At 61.7% G+C, this 17,068-nt stretch carries 14 protein-coding genes and 1 pseudogene; 1 reads left to right on the plus strand and 14 read right to left on the minus strand.

Annotation, left to right across the window (positions count from 1 at the left end; genetic code table 11):
- Positions 1 to 3: 3 nt before the first annotated feature.
- The 10 genes from CUREI_RS04710 to CUREI_RS12800 all read right to left on the minus strand — a co-directional run bounded on the left by CUREI_RS04710 (position 4) and on the right by CUREI_RS12800 (position 10,108).
- Positions 4 to 1,389: a DUF3427 domain-containing protein gene (locus CUREI_RS04710; RefSeq protein ID WP_051952210.1), complete on the minus strand. Its 1,386-nt coding sequence runs from the start codon at positions 1,387 to 1,389 to the stop codon at positions 4 to 6.
- A 21-nt stretch (positions 1,390 to 1,410) separates the two neighbouring features.
- Positions 1,411 to 2,301: a DDE-type integrase/transposase/recombinase gene (locus CUREI_RS11590; RefSeq protein ID WP_051952091.1), complete on the minus strand. Its 891-nt coding sequence runs from the start codon at positions 2,299 to 2,301 to the stop codon at positions 1,411 to 1,413.
- Between the two features lie 101 nt (positions 2,302 to 2,402).
- A complete protein-coding gene (locus CUREI_RS12220; RefSeq protein WP_144242372.1) occupies positions 2,403 to 3,089 on the minus strand; it encodes a hypothetical protein in 687 nt (228 codons plus the stop codon).
- 50 nt (positions 3,090 to 3,139) lie between these two features.
- A complete protein-coding gene (locus tag CUREI_RS04725; protein WP_038614001.1) occupies positions 3,140 to 4,804 on the minus strand; it encodes a DEAD/DEAH box helicase family protein in 1,665 nt (554 codons plus the stop codon).
- The gene (locus tag CUREI_RS04730; protein WP_038611007.1) at positions 4,804 to 5,193 is read right to left on the minus strand and encodes a (deoxy)nucleoside triphosphate pyrophosphohydrolase; all 390 of its coding nucleotides are present in this window, start codon (positions 5,191 to 5,193) and stop codon (positions 4,804 to 4,806) included. The genes CUREI_RS04725 and CUREI_RS04730 overlap by 1 nt, the downstream gene beginning before the upstream one ends.
- 53 nt (positions 5,194 to 5,246) lie before the next feature.
- Positions 5,247 to 6,206: an L-lactate dehydrogenase gene (locus CUREI_RS04735; protein ID WP_038611009.1), complete on the minus strand. Its 960-nt coding sequence runs from the start codon at positions 6,204 to 6,206 to the stop codon at positions 5,247 to 5,249.
- 109 nt (positions 6,207 to 6,315) lie between these two features.
- Positions 6,316 to 7,719, minus strand: a complete 1,404-nt coding sequence (locus CUREI_RS04740) for an amino acid permease (protein ID WP_144242483.1) — start codon at positions 7,717 to 7,719, stop codon at positions 6,316 to 6,318.
- Positions 7,720 to 8,125: 406 nt separating this feature from the next.
- Positions 8,126 to 8,713 (minus strand): hypothetical protein, encoded by a 588-nt coding sequence (locus CUREI_RS04745; protein WP_038611013.1) that lies wholly within the window; start codon positions 8,711 to 8,713, stop codon positions 8,126 to 8,128.
- 47 nt (positions 8,714 to 8,760) lie between these two features.
- Complete coding sequence (locus CUREI_RS12795; RefSeq protein WP_330216997.1) at positions 8,761 to 9,357, minus strand: hypothetical protein; 597 nt, start codon at positions 9,355 to 9,357, stop codon at positions 8,761 to 8,763.
- Positions 9,239 to 10,108 carry an SLC13 family permease gene (locus CUREI_RS12800; protein WP_330216998.1) on the minus strand — a complete coding sequence of 290 codons (870 nt, stop codon included), beginning with the start codon at positions 10,106 to 10,108 and terminating at the stop codon, positions 9,239 to 9,241. Before CUREI_RS12800 ends, CUREI_RS12795 begins: the two co-directional genes overlap by 119 nt.
- A gap of 99 nt (positions 10,109 to 10,207) precedes the next feature.
- Here CUREI_RS12800 and CUREI_RS04755 point away from each other — a divergent pair, with 99 nt between their 5' ends.
- Positions 10,208 to 12,304 carry a DEAD/DEAH box helicase gene (locus CUREI_RS04755; protein ID WP_038611015.1) on the plus strand — a complete coding sequence of 699 codons (2,097 nt, stop codon included), beginning with the start codon at positions 10,208 to 10,210 and terminating at the stop codon, positions 12,302 to 12,304.
- Between the two features lie 184 nt (positions 12,305 to 12,488).
- Here the strand turns inward: CUREI_RS04755 and CUREI_RS11595 are convergent, their stop codons facing one another.
- The 4 genes and pseudogenes from CUREI_RS11595 to putP all read right to left on the minus strand — a co-directional run bounded on the left by CUREI_RS11595 (position 12,489) and on the right by putP (position 17,020).
- Positions 12,489 to 14,216 (minus strand): IS3 family transposase, encoded by a 1,728-nt coding sequence (locus CUREI_RS11595; RefSeq protein ID WP_084768181.1) that lies wholly within the window; start codon positions 14,214 to 14,216, stop codon positions 12,489 to 12,491.
- Positions 14,217 to 14,329: 113 nt separating this feature from the next.
- On the minus strand, positions 14,330 to 14,812 hold the full coding sequence (locus CUREI_RS04765; protein WP_038611016.1) for a membrane protein: 483 nt from the start codon (positions 14,810 to 14,812) through the stop codon (positions 14,330 to 14,332).
- Between the two features lie 33 nt (positions 14,813 to 14,845).
- Entirely contained in the window at positions 14,846 to 15,445 is a 600-nt protein-coding gene (locus CUREI_RS04770; protein ID WP_038611018.1) for a GmrSD restriction endonuclease domain-containing protein, read from the minus strand.
- Between the two features lie 75 nt (positions 15,446 to 15,520).
- Positions 15,521 to 17,020, minus strand: a pseudogene (gene putP / locus CUREI_RS04775) (sodium/proline symporter PutP).
- Between the last annotated feature and the right edge of the window lie 48 nt (positions 17,021 to 17,068).

The raw sequence follows: 17,068 nt of genomic DNA on the forward strand, positions 1-17,068 counted from the left end.
GAGCTACATCGGCAACTGAGGGTCGCTGCTATCATCGCGTGAAATCATGTGGCCTGGAGCGCGATGAAGCGCAGCGCCCTTCTCGGCATAATCCAGATCCTGAATGCTCGAGCGCTTGTTGGTTGTGAGCGCCTTGTACAGCGGGGCGGGAACAGGCTCGGGTAATGCCAGATTCATGGCCACCACGTCGAGCAACTCATCATTGTTTCCCGTCATGTGCCGCTCCTTCGCGTGAGTAACCTCAGCCTGACCGAGGTAGTAAAACTCCAAGCCGTCTGCGTCTTCACGCTTCACAAAGAGGTGGAGGTCGGCGGACCCATCCAAAATTGGCTGGAGTTCGTTGCTCTTCAGCGTCCGATTGTTCTTGGAGAACCATTGCATTGTGGATTGGTCAATGAACGTGTCGTCGTATCGGTGGCTCGCCAGGACGTCGGCGTCCTTGTGGTAGGTGAGGAAGATCGGGCAAGTGTTGGTGTTTGAATCCACCGCGTACCCGTAGATCGTGGACTCCCTGTTGTGATGCCAGTTGAGGAGCCTTGCTGCGTCTTTTCGGGTGTACGTTTTTCCCCGGACGAACATGTCGCTCTGACGGTACTGGCGACGGTTTACAAGGAGGCCAGTTTCGATGAGGTCATCAATGTGGGAGCGGAAACTGACTTCCGGATTCGGGTGTTGCTCGTCGTAGGAGAAGTACAACTCTGCGAACCGCTGACCGAGCTGAAAACCGCTGCTTGTGCGGACAGCGAGTGGATTACCCCCATAACGTTGGGCAGCAGCCTTCGTGAACCAGTCCAAGTTCAAAACGAGCTCTACCGACTGCATGAGGTTAGCCGAGGAATCAAGCTCCGGTGAGTACTGCTCAATTGCGGTCTTGAAGTCGTGTGCGGAAAGCGTCCCTTGAGGTCCGCGGCGCACAAGTTCGGAGAGAAGCAAAAGCTCCTGCGGTCGTTTTCCGTTGAGAAGCTCCGCGGCGATGAGGGAGAGAAAGCCGTCTTCTTCGCGGGAGGGCGCTGAGTCAACTTCCTTCAATTTGTACAAAATCGACCAGTAGTTTCGGGTGTGTTGATCGGTTGCGCACAGCACAGACGGATCCATGGACTCGTGGTAAAGGAAATCGACGAGCCTCGGAATCCGGCCGAGCCGGTACTTCAACTCGGCGATGGCTTCGCGCTTCGCTTTAACTCCGGTGATACGGGCCCTCTGCAGGGACTCGATTACTCGGGCTGCGGAGACCTTGTCGAAGCTCACCGTGGAAGACCCGGCTTTTGGGCGGGGGTCGTTGACGTCGTCGAGGATCTTCGGCTTGCGGCCAGTCTTGTTTCCGGTGAGAGCAATAGCAATGAGGTAGTTGTTCGCGTAGTGGGTCTGCGGACTTCCTGTGAACCACACTGGTGGCCGTTGTGTTGTTGGCTAGGTGGTTTTGGCTATGTTTCGTTGTTTAGCCAGGGTTGTGTATTGCCCGTCTGGTCCGGTGGTGAGTCTGTCAAAGACGAACCAGTCCAGATAATCGTCAAGATACTTCATAAACTCCTCGGTTGTGTGCTTTTCGGGGCGAATTCCACTGGCGTGAAGTTCGCGCTTGATGGTGCCGAAGAACCCTTCTACTCGGGCGTTGTCGCCGCTGTTGCCGAGCCGGGATAGGGACGGCACCATCAACCAGGCGTTATCGCACGGGTTCTCGTCTGTGCAATGTGTGCATTGTTGCTTGTCGTGACTGATATCAGTCAGTCGGTCAACCCAATCGATGTGGCGGTAGTGCCAGCCACGGTCGGTGTGCAGTTCGGGGCGTTGGCCTGGTTGTATTTGCTCGAGCCCAGCTTCAAGCATCGTGTTGGTCAGCAACGCCGCTGGTCGCGTTGCGCAGGTATACGCGATGGGCATGTTGTCGTGGAAGTCGATCAGCGGGCTAAAAAAGACTTTGCCGTCAGCGCATTGAAACTCGGTGATGTCGGTGCCGAGTCTTTGGTTTGGCGCATCGGCATAGAAATCGTGTACCAGATCCTTCCTGCCCGCCTGCCTGCGACGATCCGCCTGCGAACGATATCTTTGCGAAACGTGGGTGCCATTTTTGGTGACAGTGTCGATGTCTCCAACCAGACATCGATTTGCTGGGCGATGCGCAGTTTCGCCCTTGTACGAGCTGTAGCGCTTCGTGCGTTTCATCTTCGGCTGCAGGTGTTCTTCGCGCATGATCGTACGAATCGATTTTTCCCCCAGCGACAGACCGTTCGCTTTGCACACTTCACTCACGCGGCGGTAGCCGTAGACCATGCGGTTGCCCTCACAGGCGGCGGTAACCATTGCCTTGGCCTGGCCTTTTCGGTCGACTAGAGGGTGTTTTAACCGCCTGCATGCCGACTTGTAGGTGTTGTATTTCAATCCGTAGTAGGCGCAGCAACGCGTTACTTGGTATCCGACGTCCCGGAGTCGTCTGACAGCCGTAGCGACGACCACGCTATCGAGCGTCTCCGGGTTTGCGCTTTTCCCTCAGATTCCATCACCGCCTCAAACAGCGCTTTATCCGCCAGACGCATAAACCGCTCTTGACGCAACAGGTCTTTGAGGGTCTCAACGTCATCCGGCAACGCTGCCTCATCAAACGGAGCTGTTGGCTGCTCATGGTTGCGTGAATGTGCACTCTCACCGCGCGGGGCGCGTTGTGATTGACGTTGTGTTTCGGCCTTCTTGCGCTTGCGTTTTTGGGCTTCGTGGTGTTCTTTCACACGCGCCAGTGTCGCCTGTTCTATCTTCTGCGGTGTCATCCCACGCCGCGAACCCGCATCCGGAGCGAACTTGTGCGTCCACGCCGCCACGGAACTCGCAGCGACCCGAAAACGCCATCCAATCTCGCGGGTGGATGCCGACGTTGTCACATTCGCCCGGACGACCTCAGCAATCAACTCGGCAGAACGCCAACCTTTATCGACCCCGCTGCCATGACGGGCGTTGCGTGCCCATCCCGAAATTGAAGCGGTAGAAGGAACAGACCTACATTCCTCCCGAATCAACTGCGCACGAACCTGCGAAGCAGCAAGCCCCTGCCCCGAAAGCTCAACGGCACGCTGCCGTACCTCCGGCGGATAACTCATCCTCGAACTCCGATCCCGACGACCGATGGTTCACAGGAAGTCCGCACAGCCTAGTTACCAATAAAATCGATGACGCGCAGCGAGTGCTTGTCGGCGGACTTTCGCAACCCCCGTCCAAGTTGCTGCGTGAAAATAATTGAGGATTCAGTGCTTCGGAGCAGGACGATCACATTCACCGAGGGGATGTCGATTCCCTCGTTGAAAATGTCCACCGTGAAGATGTAATCGAGCTCGCCATTTTCCAGCTTCGAAACGACCGACTCTCGCTGCTCAATCGTGTCCGCTCCAGAGAGACTCCTCGTTCTCAGCGGACGGCCGTGAACGGTGCGTGAGGAGAGCGCTTCCGCAAGGATGCGGGATTCTTCGTTACTACTGCAGAACACGAGGCCTTTCGTACCTTCTGCGAACGAGTATTTCTGCAGTGCATCAATGATGTGCTCGACGCGACTTTCCGCAACCAGATCTTTGAGCTTTGACTTGTCTCCGATTGATCCCTGCGCCGATTCGTAGTCGGCGATGCCGTAGTAGTCGAAGGGGACGAGCATCCGGTTTTCGAGAGCGCCTTCAAGACGGATCTCGTAGGGAACGTTATATCCAAAGAGTTCGAAGACGTTAAACCCATCCGTTCGCTCCGGGGTGGCGGTCAAACCTAGCGTGAAGTTGGGACGAAAGTGGTTCAAGATCGACTGGTACGACTCGGCCCCGGAACGGTGAACCTCGTCGATGATGATCAGATCGAACTGGAGCGGCGAGATTGACGCCAGATTCTCTCTCCGTGAAAGAGACTGAACCGTTGCAAACACCAAATCTTTGTCTAACTCTCGCCGCGCCCCCACGAAGAAACCGATTTGTGAGTCGTCGACTTCCAACACCTTGGCAAACTCTTGAGCTGCCTTTTTCAAAATCTGCTCACGGTGAACAATGAAAAGCGTTTTTGAAGGCTTCATCTGGCGCGTAGCCAACGCCGCCAAAATAGTCTTTCCCGTGCCGGTTGCTGAGATGATCAATGCGCGTTTTTCGCCGGAGTCGACCACACTCTGAAGCTGCTCAAGCGCCTCCACCTGCATCAGGTTTGGAAGAATCTTCTCGTCTTCCGGAGAAACCTCCATCGGTTGAGTTTCCGTGAAAACGATTGTGCGTTTGGCCCTCTTATGCTCGTATTCGCTGATCCATTCCTCGGTCAGTGGTACTGCCTTCTCGAGGTGCTTGTCGACCCCACTTTGAAGCTGTGACGCAATGTTGCCGTTTCGGTGCGAGGAAACTCGGATGTTCCACTCGTGGTTTTCCATCAGGGCGTAGCGCGTGAGGTTTGAGCTGCCGACGAGCGCGGTGACATGATCGCCGTGATTGAAGATGTAGCCCTTAGCATGGTGGGCGTATTCAGACATGACGTAGACATCGACGTTTTCCAGAGTTAGTAGCTCGCGCAATGCAGCTGGCTCGTTGAAGTCCTGGTACGAGGACGTGATGATCGTGCCCTTGCCTTGAAATTCAACGAGTTGCTGTTTGAGCGCGCCGATACCGCCGACCGTCACGAATGCAACGGAGAAGACGTAACTATCAGCGAACTCAAGTTCGTTCTTGAGCGCCTCGTACATGGTGTTTGAGTCACCGTTGGTGATGAGCTCCGGGTTTTCTTTCTTGTTGGCAAGAACGGCTTCGTCGATGAAGCCGTACTCAAGGTCGCGTTGCAGCGAGGAAAGCAAAGGATCCATTATTGCTGCTGCACTCGCTCAACAGTCTCGATGTCGGCTGGTGCCCATTCAAGTTGGTGCAGCTCAGCCTTCGGAACCCAGCGGATTTCTTGATGTTCGGAAAGCTTCGGGGTGCCGGAGCGTATCGTGCAGTAGTACGTGGTGAGGTTGATGACTACAGAGTTGGTTTCGTGCCGGCTCGTCACGATACGATCCAACACTTCAACCTCAACGCTGAGTTCCTCGAAGAGCTCGCGCTTCAGCGCCTGTTCCGGAGTCTCGCCGGGTTCAATCTTTCCGCCGGGAAACTCCCACAATCCGCTCATCGATCGGCCCGGCCCTCGCTGTGCAGCAAGCACAAGTTCGCCGTCAAGGATCGCTGCTCCAACCACATCGATGCTTCTGGCCATGGTGACATCCTAGACGGCAGCCGGGCGAAGCTGTCGTCGATAAGCAAAGGCCCCTAAAACTCGGCGCGGTCGATGACGTCGCGCAGCGTTTTGGCGGAGTGGCGGAACTTTTCCAGCTCGTCGGCGTCGAGGCGCAGCTCGACCACGTTGCGTACGCCGGTGCGGTTGAGCACGGTGGGGGTGCCGATGTAGAGGTCGTTAAGCCCGTACTCGCCCTGGAGGAGGGCGGAGACGGGCAGAACCACGTCCTCGTTGCGCAGGATCGCGCGTGTGATGCGGGCGAGCGCGTTGCCAATGCCGAAGGCGGTGTTGCCCTTGCGCTTGATGATGTCGTAGGCAGCATCGCGGGTGCGCACGAACATCTCGTCGATCTGGGCGTAGATGTCCGGGTTGGTTTTGGCCTCAGCTTCCAGCATGGCGCGCAGGGGGACGCCGCCGATGGATCCGGTCGAGAGCACGGGCAGTTCGGTGTCGCCGTGCTCGCCGATGATGTGGGTGTGGACGGCAGACGGGGCGATGTCGAAGAACTGGCCCAGGTTGTGGCGCCAGCGGGCGGTGTCCAGGACGGTGCCGGAGCCGATGACCTGGTTTGCCGGCAGGCCGGTTTGCTTCCGGGTGATGTAGGTGAGCACGTCGACAGGGTTGGTGGCAACCAGGTAGATGCCGTTGAAGCCGTTGGCCATGACGTCTTTGTTGATGGACTGGAAAATCTTGGCGTTGCGGGCGATGAGGTCGATGCGCGTCTCACCGTCGCGCTGGGCCACGCCTGCGCAGTTGACCACGAGCGCGGCGTCGCGGCAATCCTCGTACGTGCCCACCGTGACGTTCATGTGCTGGCCGGAGAACGGGATCGCGTGGTTGAGGTCCTCCACCTGGGCCCAGACAAGATCCTCGTTGAGGTCGATGATGGCCAGGTGGTCGGCCAGCCCCTGGTTGAGAAGGGCGTATGCGTAAGCGGTGCCGACAGCGCCGGCGCCGATGAGGACAATCTTGTTGCCATGAGTCACGGTCATGTGTGCAAGTGTGGCAGACAGGTGGGGATTGTGCGCGGTGGGGTGAGGTGAAAACGGTAAAGCGCCTCCCACGGGGGGAGGCGTTTGGAACTTGAGGGTGCGGTGCGCGCTACTTCAGCGCGTACTCGTCCTGGGACTGCTCGATAACTTTGGGGCGTCCGGTGGCGAAGTACAGCACGGTCATGATCACCGTGAAGGCCACGCCGATGCCGAGCGCGAGGCGGAAGTCCGGCAGCCAGGCCATGATGCCGAAGGTGCAGAGGATAAACGCGATGGCGAAGTACTGCCCGTACGGCCAGAAGGGCACAGCGAACTTCAGGGCAGCCTGCTCCTCGGGCGTCATCTGTTTGCGCATGGCTACCTGCGCCAGGAGGATCATCAGCCAGACAAACACGGTGGCGAAGGTGGCCAGCGCGGCAATGGTTTCGAAGACGTCGGGGTAGCGGGCATTGAGGACAACACCAATGACCAGGACTGCCAACAGGGTGGCGATGGTCATGACCGGGACGTCGCGGTAGGTCTTCGCCATGCGCCGCGGGGCCAAGTTCTCCTTGGCCAGGCCGGTAAGGACGCGGCCGGTGCCGAACAGGTCGGCGTTGATGGCAGACAGGGCGGCGGTGATGACCACGAAGTTGAGCAGGCCAGCCGCCCAGTTCACGCCGAGGGTGTTGAAGATCTGGACGAAGGGGGACTCCTCGCCGGTGATGGTGCGCCACGGGTTGAGGATCAAGATAATCGAAATCGCCAGCACGTAGAACAGCAGGATGCGCGCCGGGACGGTGTTGACGGCCTTCGGGATGGAGCGCTCCGGATCGTCTGCCTCCGACCCCGCGACGCCGATGATCTCGGTGCCGCCGAAGGCGAACAGCACGAGGATGAAGGACGCGATCATCCCCTGGACGCCGTTGGGGAAGAAGCCGCCGTCGTTCCAGAGGTTGCTCATCTGCGCCACCTCCGGCTGCTGCCCAAGGTTGAACACCAGGATTGCCGCGCCGCCGATGATCATCGCCACCACGGCGGTGACTTTAATGATGGTGAACGCGAACTCGAGCTCGCCGAACCAGCGCACGGTGGCGAGATTGGCGGCGCCGATGATGAGCAAGGTGACGGCGATCCACACCCACGCAGCTGTGTCTGGGAACCAAAACTTCATGTAGATGCCAATGGCGGTCAGGTCCGCCAGGCAGACAATCATCATCTCGAAGGCGAACATCCAGCCGGTGATGTAGCCGCCCCAGCCGCCCAAGTACTTGCGGCAGTACACGGCGAAGGAGCCGCGCACCGGGTTGCGCACGCTCATTTCGCCCAGCGCGCGGAGCATGAAGTACACCACCGCGCCGCCCAGCAGGTAGACCAACAGCACGGACGGGCCGGCGGCCTGGATCGCGCCGGCGGAACCGTAGAACAGGCCGGTGCCGATCGCCGAGCCGAGAGCGATGAAGTGGATGTGACGGGCGTTTAAACCAGCGCGTTTCGGTTTGGGCTGCGATGAGGTTTCTGAGGGTGCAGTCATAACAGACATTTACTGTGCTCCTTCGGGAAGCGATGCGCGAATCGGCGCGCTAAGTGGGTTGGCGTTGTGCCCTACAGGGGCGGTGTCTTCCCGGTTTGTCGCCGCGGGCGCTGGCCGTGTGCCACCTCGCGGACGAGCCCGGGGGCGCGGCGCGAACGACATGAGCCTGTTAGTGCCTGCGCTAACGCGAAGCCCCCAGCGCAATGAGCAGCGGAGGCTGTTAGCGCAGGGGGCTGGAGTCGGCCGGCACCGCGCTACAGATGATGATGCAGGCGGGCCGGCTGGGTAGTCAGCATCGCAAAACGCTCGGCCGGTGCGACCGAGACGGTAATAGCGGTGCTGATGATCACGCCGATGAATATACACGGTGCTCTCGGCGCCGTGGGGGAATTAGCGAAATCGCCGGTTAGAAACGGTCGGATGAGAACTGCCCGGCCTGGTCCACCTCAAACCAGTGGCCTTCGCGCTCGACGCGCGCCGTGCCGTTTGCAAACTGGGTAAACGTGTACTCCGCGATGGTCACCTGCTCACCGGGGTGGAGTTTCACAGCTGGCGGGACGCCCTCGCCGCCGCCGACATCGTGGGTCGCGGCGAACCCGATTGCCGGGTCCCACAAGAACACATCCGTGCTGCCGCCAATGCCGTGGTCGATATCCAAGGGCGGGACATTGCCGGTGAGCTCCACGTTGCAGTCGAAGTACGCGTCCTGCGCCGCCTCCTTGTCGAAGTACGTGCACATGGTGTTCGGGGAGACCTGCACGGCGTAGGCAGGGTGGGCAGCGTCCGGGAAGATGCGAAACTCCTCCGCGTCGCGCACGAGCGGGCCGGTCGGCGTTGGTGTGCCGGTCGCCGTGGCGCTCTCGGTGACCGCAGCCTCCTCTGCGACGGGCGCCGTGACCGTGGACGTCACCTCGATCACATCGTCCGAATCGCAGGCGGCTACCGTTGTTGCGGCCAGCAGGGTGGCGGCCAGAGCGGCATGGGGCTTCCTCATGGGGCTGACTGTATCCGGAAACGAGGTGTTCCGAAGGTTAATCGTCGTTAAGCAAAAATGCCGAACGCCCACGCGCCCAGCACCAGGGCAATGGAGAACGCCCAGCACACCGGGAACGCCAGGCGGATGTACTTGCCCATCTCGCCGCGGGCGAGGCCGAGTGCGAGCCACAGCGCGGGGGAGAACGGGCTGACAAAGGTGCCAATCACGTTGCCCACGATCATGGCGGACGCGGCGCCCATATCCGAAACACCGAACGCCTCCGCGGTCTGCTGCACGATAGGCAGCACGGAGAAGTAGTAGGCGTCTGTGGACGTGGCCAGGTCCAGCGGCACGCCGAGGAGACCGACGATGATGTGGATGTACGGGCCGACGGCCTCCGGCAGGACCGCAATGAGAGACAGCGCGATCTGCTCCAGCATGCCGGTGCCGTCCAGAACGCCCAGGAACATCGCCGCCGCGAGGATGACGCCGGCCATGGACAGCGCGGTGGGGGCATGGCGGCGCAGCACGTCGCTCTGATCTTCAAGGGACGCGAAATTGATCACCAGCAGCAGCGCGGTGCCCACCAAGAATGTGGGGGCGGGGGAGGCGAGCCCGGAGACGAGCACGCCGATCAACGCGACGGTGATGAGCGCGTTCACCCACGACACCCAGGCGGCCCGTGCGCTGGGTGAACTTTAGATTCGACCGCTCTTCCTGCTGGGTGCGGGCGAAGTCCTCGGCGATGGCGCTGACGTCCACCGTGCCCGCCGCCTGGCCGGCGCCGGAGCGACGGCTTTCCACCAGCCCGAAAATGGCCGCGACGATGAACACCAGCACAATCGCTATACCCTGCACAGGCAGCAGATGCGTCCAGATCTCGTTGGGGGAGGGGCCAATGACGGAGCTGGCGCGGCCAACCGGCCCGCCCCACGGCAGCATGTTCATCACCGAGGCCGAAAGCGCAACGATGGTGAGCAGTACGTAGCGCGAGATGTTCATCGCCTCGTAGAGCGGCAGCAGCGCGGGGATGGTCAGCAGGAATGTTGTGGACCCGGAGCCGTCCAGGTGCGCCACGATCGCGATCGCGGCGGTGCCCAGCGTGATCAACAGCGGGGTACCGCGGGTAGCCCTAATCAGTGCCGTGATCACGGGCTCAAACAACCCCACGTCTGAGAGGATGCCGAAGTAGATGATGGCGAAGATGAACATCACCACCACGTTCATGACCCTGTCCAGGCCGTCGAGGTAGTAGTCCGAAATCTCCGCAACCCCAGCGCCGGTGAGCACCGCGCCGACGATGGGGATGAGCGTCATGGCGACGATCGGGTGTGTTTGACCTTTCAACAGCAGCCCGACGGTGACCACAATGATGGCCAAGCCGAGCAGCGTCAGCGCGAGTGGGGAAGTCATGAAAAAAGACTAGGGGATCGCTGTGAGAGGCCACCGCGGGCCCGGGTAGCTGGGCGAAAATAGCAGAACACGGGGGTTGTGCCGTAGGGTTGACAGGCGATGAGCAATTCCGAAAACGCCACCGGCGGCGAGAACGAGCCGGATATGAATGTGTCGGAAAATCAGGAAAACCCGCAGGATGTCGCGGCCGAGATCGTCGAGGCCGTAGCAGAGGACACCAGGGATGCGGGAGTTTCTGACCAGACCGGCGCCGCGGATGCCGTGGCCATTGAAGAGAACAACGATGTGCTGAAGCTTAGCGACGAGCCTTCGGCCGAACCCTCCGCCGACAAGGCCCCCGAACCCGCTTCGGAGCAGGAAGCGCCTGCTGAGAAAGCGGAGCCCGAGAACGGCTTTGAGAAACTGGACCTGCCCGATGCCGTGGTCGAGGCCGTCAAGCGCGTGGGCTTCGAGCAGCCTTCGCCGATTCAGGCGCAGACCATCCCGCTGCTGATGCAGGGCCGCGACGTGGTCGGCCTAGCGCAGACGGGTACGGGCAAGACTGCGGCGTTCGCACTGCCGGTGCTGTCCCAGATCGACCCGGACAAGCGCTACCCGCAGGCGCTCGTGCTGGCACCGACGCGCGAGCTGGCGCTGCAGGTGTCGGACTCCTTCCAGTCCTTCGCCGACCACTTGGGCGGCGTGCACATCCTGCCCATCTACGGTGGCCAGGCCTACGGCATCCAGCTTTCCGGCCTGCGCCGGGGTGCCCAGGTCATCGTGGGTACGCCGGGTCGTGTGATCGACCACTTGGAGAAGGGCTCGCTGGACATCTCCAACCTGGAGTTCCTCGTCCTCGACGAGGCGGACGAGATGCTCAACATGGGCTTCCAGGAGGACGTGGAGCGCATCCTCGAGGACACACCGGAGACGAAGCAGGTGGCGTTGTTCTCCGCGACGATGCCGAACGCGATTCGCCGCATCTCCCGCGACTACCTGAACAACCCGGAAGAAGTCACCGTTAAGTCGGAGACCCGCACCAACACCAACATCACGCAGCGCTACCTGTTCACGGCGCACCGCAACAAGCTCGACGCCATCACCCGCATCCTCGAGGTGACGGAGTTTGAGGCGATGATCGTCTTCGTGCGCACGAAGAACGAGACGGAAGAGATTGCCGAAAAGCTGCGCGCACGCGGGTTCTCCGCAGCCGCCATCAACGGCGACATTGCCCAACAGCAGCGCGAGCGCACCGTGGACCAGCTGCGCGACGGCCGCCTGGACATCCTCGTGGCCACCGACGTCGCGGCCCGCGGCCTGGACGTCGAGCGCATCTCGCACGTGCTCAACTACGACATCCCGAACGACACCGAGTCGTACGTGCACCGCATCGGCCGCACCGGCCGCGCAGGCCGTACCGGCGAGGCGATCCTGTTTGTCACCCCGCGCGAGCGCCGCATGCTGCGCTCCATCGAGCGCGTGACCAACGCGACGATCGAGGAGATGGACCTGCCCACCGTCGACGAGGTCAACGAGTCGCGTAAGGCCAAGTTCATGGACTCGATCACCGAGTCCCTCGAGGCCACGGACATCCAGGTGTTTAAGACCATGGTCCGCGAGTACTCCGCGGCCAACAACGTGCCTATGGACGACATCGCCGCCGCCCTGGCCACCCAGGCCCTGGCCGGCGACGAGTTCTTGATGAAGGAGCCGCCGCGCGACAAGCGCGACCGCCGCGACCGTTTCGACCGGGATGACCGCCGCGACCGTGGTGGGCGCGGCCGTGACCGTTTCGACCGCGACGACCGGGGTGACCGCCGCGGCGGGCGCCGCTTCGACGACAGCGGGAACTTTGACACCTACCGTCTGGACGTGGGCAAGCGCCAACACGTCCGCCCGGGTGCCATTGTCGGAGCGCTGGCCAACGAGGGCGGGTTGAACTCCAAGGACTTCGGCCGCATCACCATCGGCGGCGACTTTACGCTGGTCGAGCTGCCGAAGAACCTGGACCAGTCGGTGCTGGACCGCTTGGAGGACACGCGCATCTCCGGCCAGCTGATCAACATCCAGCGCGACCACGGCGCGCCGCCGCGTGACCGCGGAGGCCGTGGTGGCTACCGCGGCGGGCGCGGGCGCGACGACGATCGTGGTGGCCGTGGCCGTGGCCGCGGCGGTTACCGCGGTGGCCGTGGGCGCGACCGCTACGACCGCGGTTAAACCCAGCTCCTGATAACAGCCGGCCTCGTGCCGGCTGTTGTGCTGTTGGTGGGGGGCCTGGGGTCGTCGATAGGCATGGAGGCCCGCCCACACGTCTACTTCCAGCTAGTAAGGCCCAGCTATTCGGCTAAAAGGGGGTGCGGACGAAAAGTTGGAGTGCGTTTTGGGGGACGTTGTCTCGTTGTTACGCACTCAATGCTTGCCGGTGCTCGGCGATGGTGGTGCATCCTTTGCCGAGTGTCGACTTCAACCGACGGTGGATATAGAAGTCGATGTAGGCATCAACATAGTCACGCATCTGCGCAACCGTCATCGTCGACACCACCGGCCTGCCTTTGAGTATCTCTTGTTTCATCGTGCCGAAAAACCCTTCGGTGCGCGCGTTATCGCCGCTGGTGCCTTTGCGCGACAGCGACGGGATGTAGCGCCACCGACTGCTACACCACAAATCAGCCTGGCAGGCAGGGCAATCCAGACTGTTGTGAGTGTGATCGGTAATCAAACTCACCCACCGCGGGCTTCGGTACAGCCCGCCCCGGTCGGAATGGATGATCGGTTTTGCCCCGTCGGGTTTGCTCTTATCGATACGAGCGATCATCTCAGCGACAAGGCCATGATCCGGTGACGTCGACATGGTCACCGCCACGGGCATGCCGTCGTAGAAGTCGATCGCCGCTGATATGAACAGTTTGCCGTCCAGGCAGCGAATTTCGGTGACATCGGTGCCGATTTTCTCCCATGGCGCATCCGCGTGGAAATCGTGGGTCAGCCCCAACGCGGCGGCATGGTCGGTGAAATACTGCGACGGCGCAATCACAGGCCTGGCCGCATCCGCTTGTGCGTCACCGTCGGCGCTGCCGCTGCCGGTATGCGGGGTCATCAGCAGCAGGTTTGCTGGTTTATGGTCGGTTTCACCGGTGTAGGAGGAATACTTACCCGCCTGCTTCGCCGGCGGGCGGCACCCAAGCTCTGCCATGAGGGCGCGAACGATCTCTTCCGACACCGTATGCCCCCTGATCTTCAACCAGGCGTAGATGCGGCGGTAGCCGTAGCTTTGCCCGGATTCCGCCGCTGCCTGCAAGATCAGCGGTTTGAGCGCATCGCGGCGCTGACGGCGCTGCTGGACCACCTGTGCATGGGTGCGCTGGTGGTAGTAAAACGTCGCCGGTGCAACCCCGACCAACCCGCATGCTTTGGCAACAGAAAACCCGTACCTGTCCGTGAGGGCCACAACCACCGCCGCTTTCGCCGCAGTGGATAACTCACCGTCACGGACGCGGTCTTTTCCCTGCGTGTCACCGTCGTCCATGAGCACGTCAATGATGGCGTCTTTGACTCGTTGGCGGTCTCGTTCATCAGCCAGCATTTTCTTCAGCACCGCCGGATCATCCGGCAAGGCATCCATATCCGGTATCGGTCCTGGCCCTGGCAGCCACTCGTCGACTGGACGCGGTTTCCTGCCTGTTTTGCCGGTGGTGTCTGCGCGGTGGTGCTGGCTGGCGCGTTTCGCGTTGCGGTTGTTGCTCACGCGGTTCATTGTCGCCTGATACACCTTGTCGAATGGCATCGACGCCGCGTGGTCGCGTTGTTTCTCGTCGGGCCAATACTGCCTCGTCCACCTCAACGCAGCGGTGTCGTTGACGTCGAACTCCGCGGCAATGTCGCGCAGCGTCGAATCCGAGGTCAACCTGCGGGCGACTACCTTGGCGATCGTCTCGGCGCTATAGGTGCGGCGCGCGGTATCGCGAGTGCGTCCGCGGCGTTTGGCGGCAACCCAATTGCCGACCGTGTGCACTGACGGGCGGCGACTGCAGACGCTTTCAACCCAACTGCACACTTCCCGGGCAGATGAGCCGGCTAAAAACCTCTCGATCGCACCATCGCGGATATCAGATGGAAATGCTGCGGGCATCGGAATACCTTTCAGCCCCCACCACTCCAACTTTTTGTCCGCGCTCCCAAAACCGCGAATAGCTGGGCCTTGGTAGCTGGATTTGGCGCCGGGACACCGGGCCGCCGAACCATTTACGCCGGGGACGGCAGGAACATCAGGATCAGGGTGAGCATCCACAGCAGGTTGAAGATGCCGGCGCCGGCGGTGGCCTTCGCCTTGGACTTCTCAAAATTCTCGGTGACGTCGGACGGGTCGGCTTCCGCGGGCGACAGGGCGCCGAGGGAGCCCATCATCTTGCGCTGCTGCGGAATTACCATGCCCAGCAGGATTGCCCACGCGATTACGGAGAGCACGATCGCGGTGTGGAACCAGTAGTTGGACTTGTAGGTGTCCCAGTCAAAAGCCAGCACCACGGCACCGAGTAGCGGCACCAGCAGGGAAAGCATGCCGTAGGTGGTGGTGATGCGGTGCAGGACGGACGCGCGGCCGGTGGCCTCCTCGCCGCCGGCGCGGGACTCGGCGGCCTGGCGTGGGAACATCGAGGTGGACACGACAACCGGGCCGAGCAGCAGGATGGCCGCAGCCACGTGCAGGAAAATAAAGAATGTAGTCATATGCCCATATCTTACGGCACGGTGGGAAAATGCTCACAGCTCCCGGCGCGCGACGAGCCCCGCAACCCCGGAGCATGCGCGGCGCACTGCTCGCAGATCCGCTTTCGGTAGCGGGAGGGCGTACTGCTTGGCCACGTCCACCATTCGGCGCCCGTACGCGCAGCGCGAGCGCCGGGCATCGGGCATCCACTCGGACGGCAGCTTGTCGCCTTTCGCTTGGTTGGCCTCCGCGGAGACGGCAATCAGGTTGGCTGGGTCGTTGTAGAACCGCGTACGTGTGGCGGCGTCCCAGCGATGGGCGCCGAGATCCCAGGCGGCGGAGACAGGCAGGATGTGGTCGATCTCCACGTCGTGGGGGAGCAGCGGGTCACCGGTATACGGGTCCGGCACGGCCGCCGCTTCCCACTGGGGCCACGGCCGTGTGCAGTCCGTGCCAAACGCGGCGGCCATGACGCGGGTGCGGGTGTCGCAGCGGTCGGGACCGCTGGCCCAACCGGGGCCAAACTCGGCTCTGTCGTAGCCGAGGATGGTGGTGCGGTGGGGCACCGAAGGGACGTCGAGAGGCAACGGGCGTACAGGGAAGGGCAGGACCAGCAGTGTGAGTACGGAGAGAAGGGCGAGGTAGGTGCGCACACCCCTTTAGACCGCGCTGCCGCTCCTGCGGTTCCGTAGCGCGTCAGCAAAGGTGGACTCTGGGTGGGCGAGCGCTTAGTCGGTGGCGGCGGATGCGGTGTCAAATTCCTCTGCCACGCCCGGTTTGGGGCGGGTGGCAAGGGAGACCGCCACCATCGCCGCTGTGGCGAGGATGACTCCAGGGACGATCTCGTAGATCGCGCCCGACAGCGCGTCAACGGAGCCCCAGATGAAAACGGTGACCGCGCCGACGACCAGGCCCGCGATGGCGCCCGGCGCCGTGAGGCGTTTCCAGTACAGCGAGGCGATGATGACAGGGCCGAACGCGGCGCCGAAGCCCGCCCACGCGAAGCCGACGAGGCCCAAGATGGTGTCGGACGGATTGATGGCCAGCGCCATGCCTACTAGTGCGACGCCGATGACCATGGCCCGCGACAGTACGAGCAGTGTGGTGGTGCTGGGGTGCTTGTTGGCAATTCGGTAGAGGTCCTCGATCAACGCCGAAGAGGTGATGAGCAGCTGCGACGACATCGTGGACATGATCGCGGCAAGCACAGCGGTGAGTACAAGGCCGGCGATCAAGGGGTGGAACAGGATGCGTGCGAGGTCCAAGAAGACCGTTTCAAACCCGCTTTGATCTGTCACTGACGCCGACGTTTGCCCGAAGTAGACAGTGCCCACGAGCGCGGTGAAGATGGCGCCGAGGTAGCAGATGGCCACCCAAATTGTGCCGGTGCGGCGGGCAGATTTCGCCTCAGACGGTGAGCGCAGCGCCATGAATCGGGTGACGATGTGCGGCTGGCCGAAGTACCCCAGGCCCCAGGCGAGGTTGCCCACGATGGTGGCAAGCGACACACCGGCGACCATGTTGAAGTACGTGGGGTTGCCGTCCTCCCACGGCCCGTAGGGGTTGGAGGTGGCCCAGGAGAAAATGTCGGCGGGGTTGTCCAGCGCGAGGAGCGCCATGAGCGGCACGGTCAACAGCGCAAGGAACATCAGCGCGCCTTGCACCACGTCGGTGTAGCTCACGGCGAGGAAGCCGCCGATGAATGTGTAGAGGACGGTGATGGAGCCGACGAGCAGCACGCCGTGGAGGTATTCGCCGCCGAAGGTGGACTCGTAGTACCGGCCGCCGGAGACCATGCCGGAGGAGACGTAGAAGGTGAAGAAGAAGATGATGATGAGGGCTGCGGTCACACGCAGCACGCGTGAGGTGTCGTGCGTGCGGTTTTCAAAGAAGCTGGGCAGGGTGATCGAGTTTTTCGCCACCTCGGTGTAGGTGCGCAGGCGAGGGGCGATCCACTTCCAGTTCGCCCAGGTGCCGATGAAGAGGCCGATGACGATCCACAGCTCGCTCATGCCGGCCACAAACAGGGCGCCGGGAAGGCCCATGAGCAGCCAGCCTGACATGTCGGACGCGCCGGCGGACAGTCCCGCGACGAGGGGGTGTAAACCGCGGTCGCCCAGGACGTAGTCGTCGTACTTTGTGGTCTTGCGCCACTAATAGATGCCGATGGCAACCATGACGCCGAAGTACAGGACTACGGCCAGCACCAGCCAGAAGTTGTCGGACATGCTTCCTCACATTCTTGTTCGCTGCGGCAGACTTTAATCCATGGCCCG

The organism is Corynebacterium ureicelerivorans, from assembly GCF_000747315.1.
GTDB classification, from domain to species: Bacteria; Actinomycetota; Actinomycetes; order Mycobacteriales; family Mycobacteriaceae; genus Corynebacterium; species Corynebacterium mucifaciens.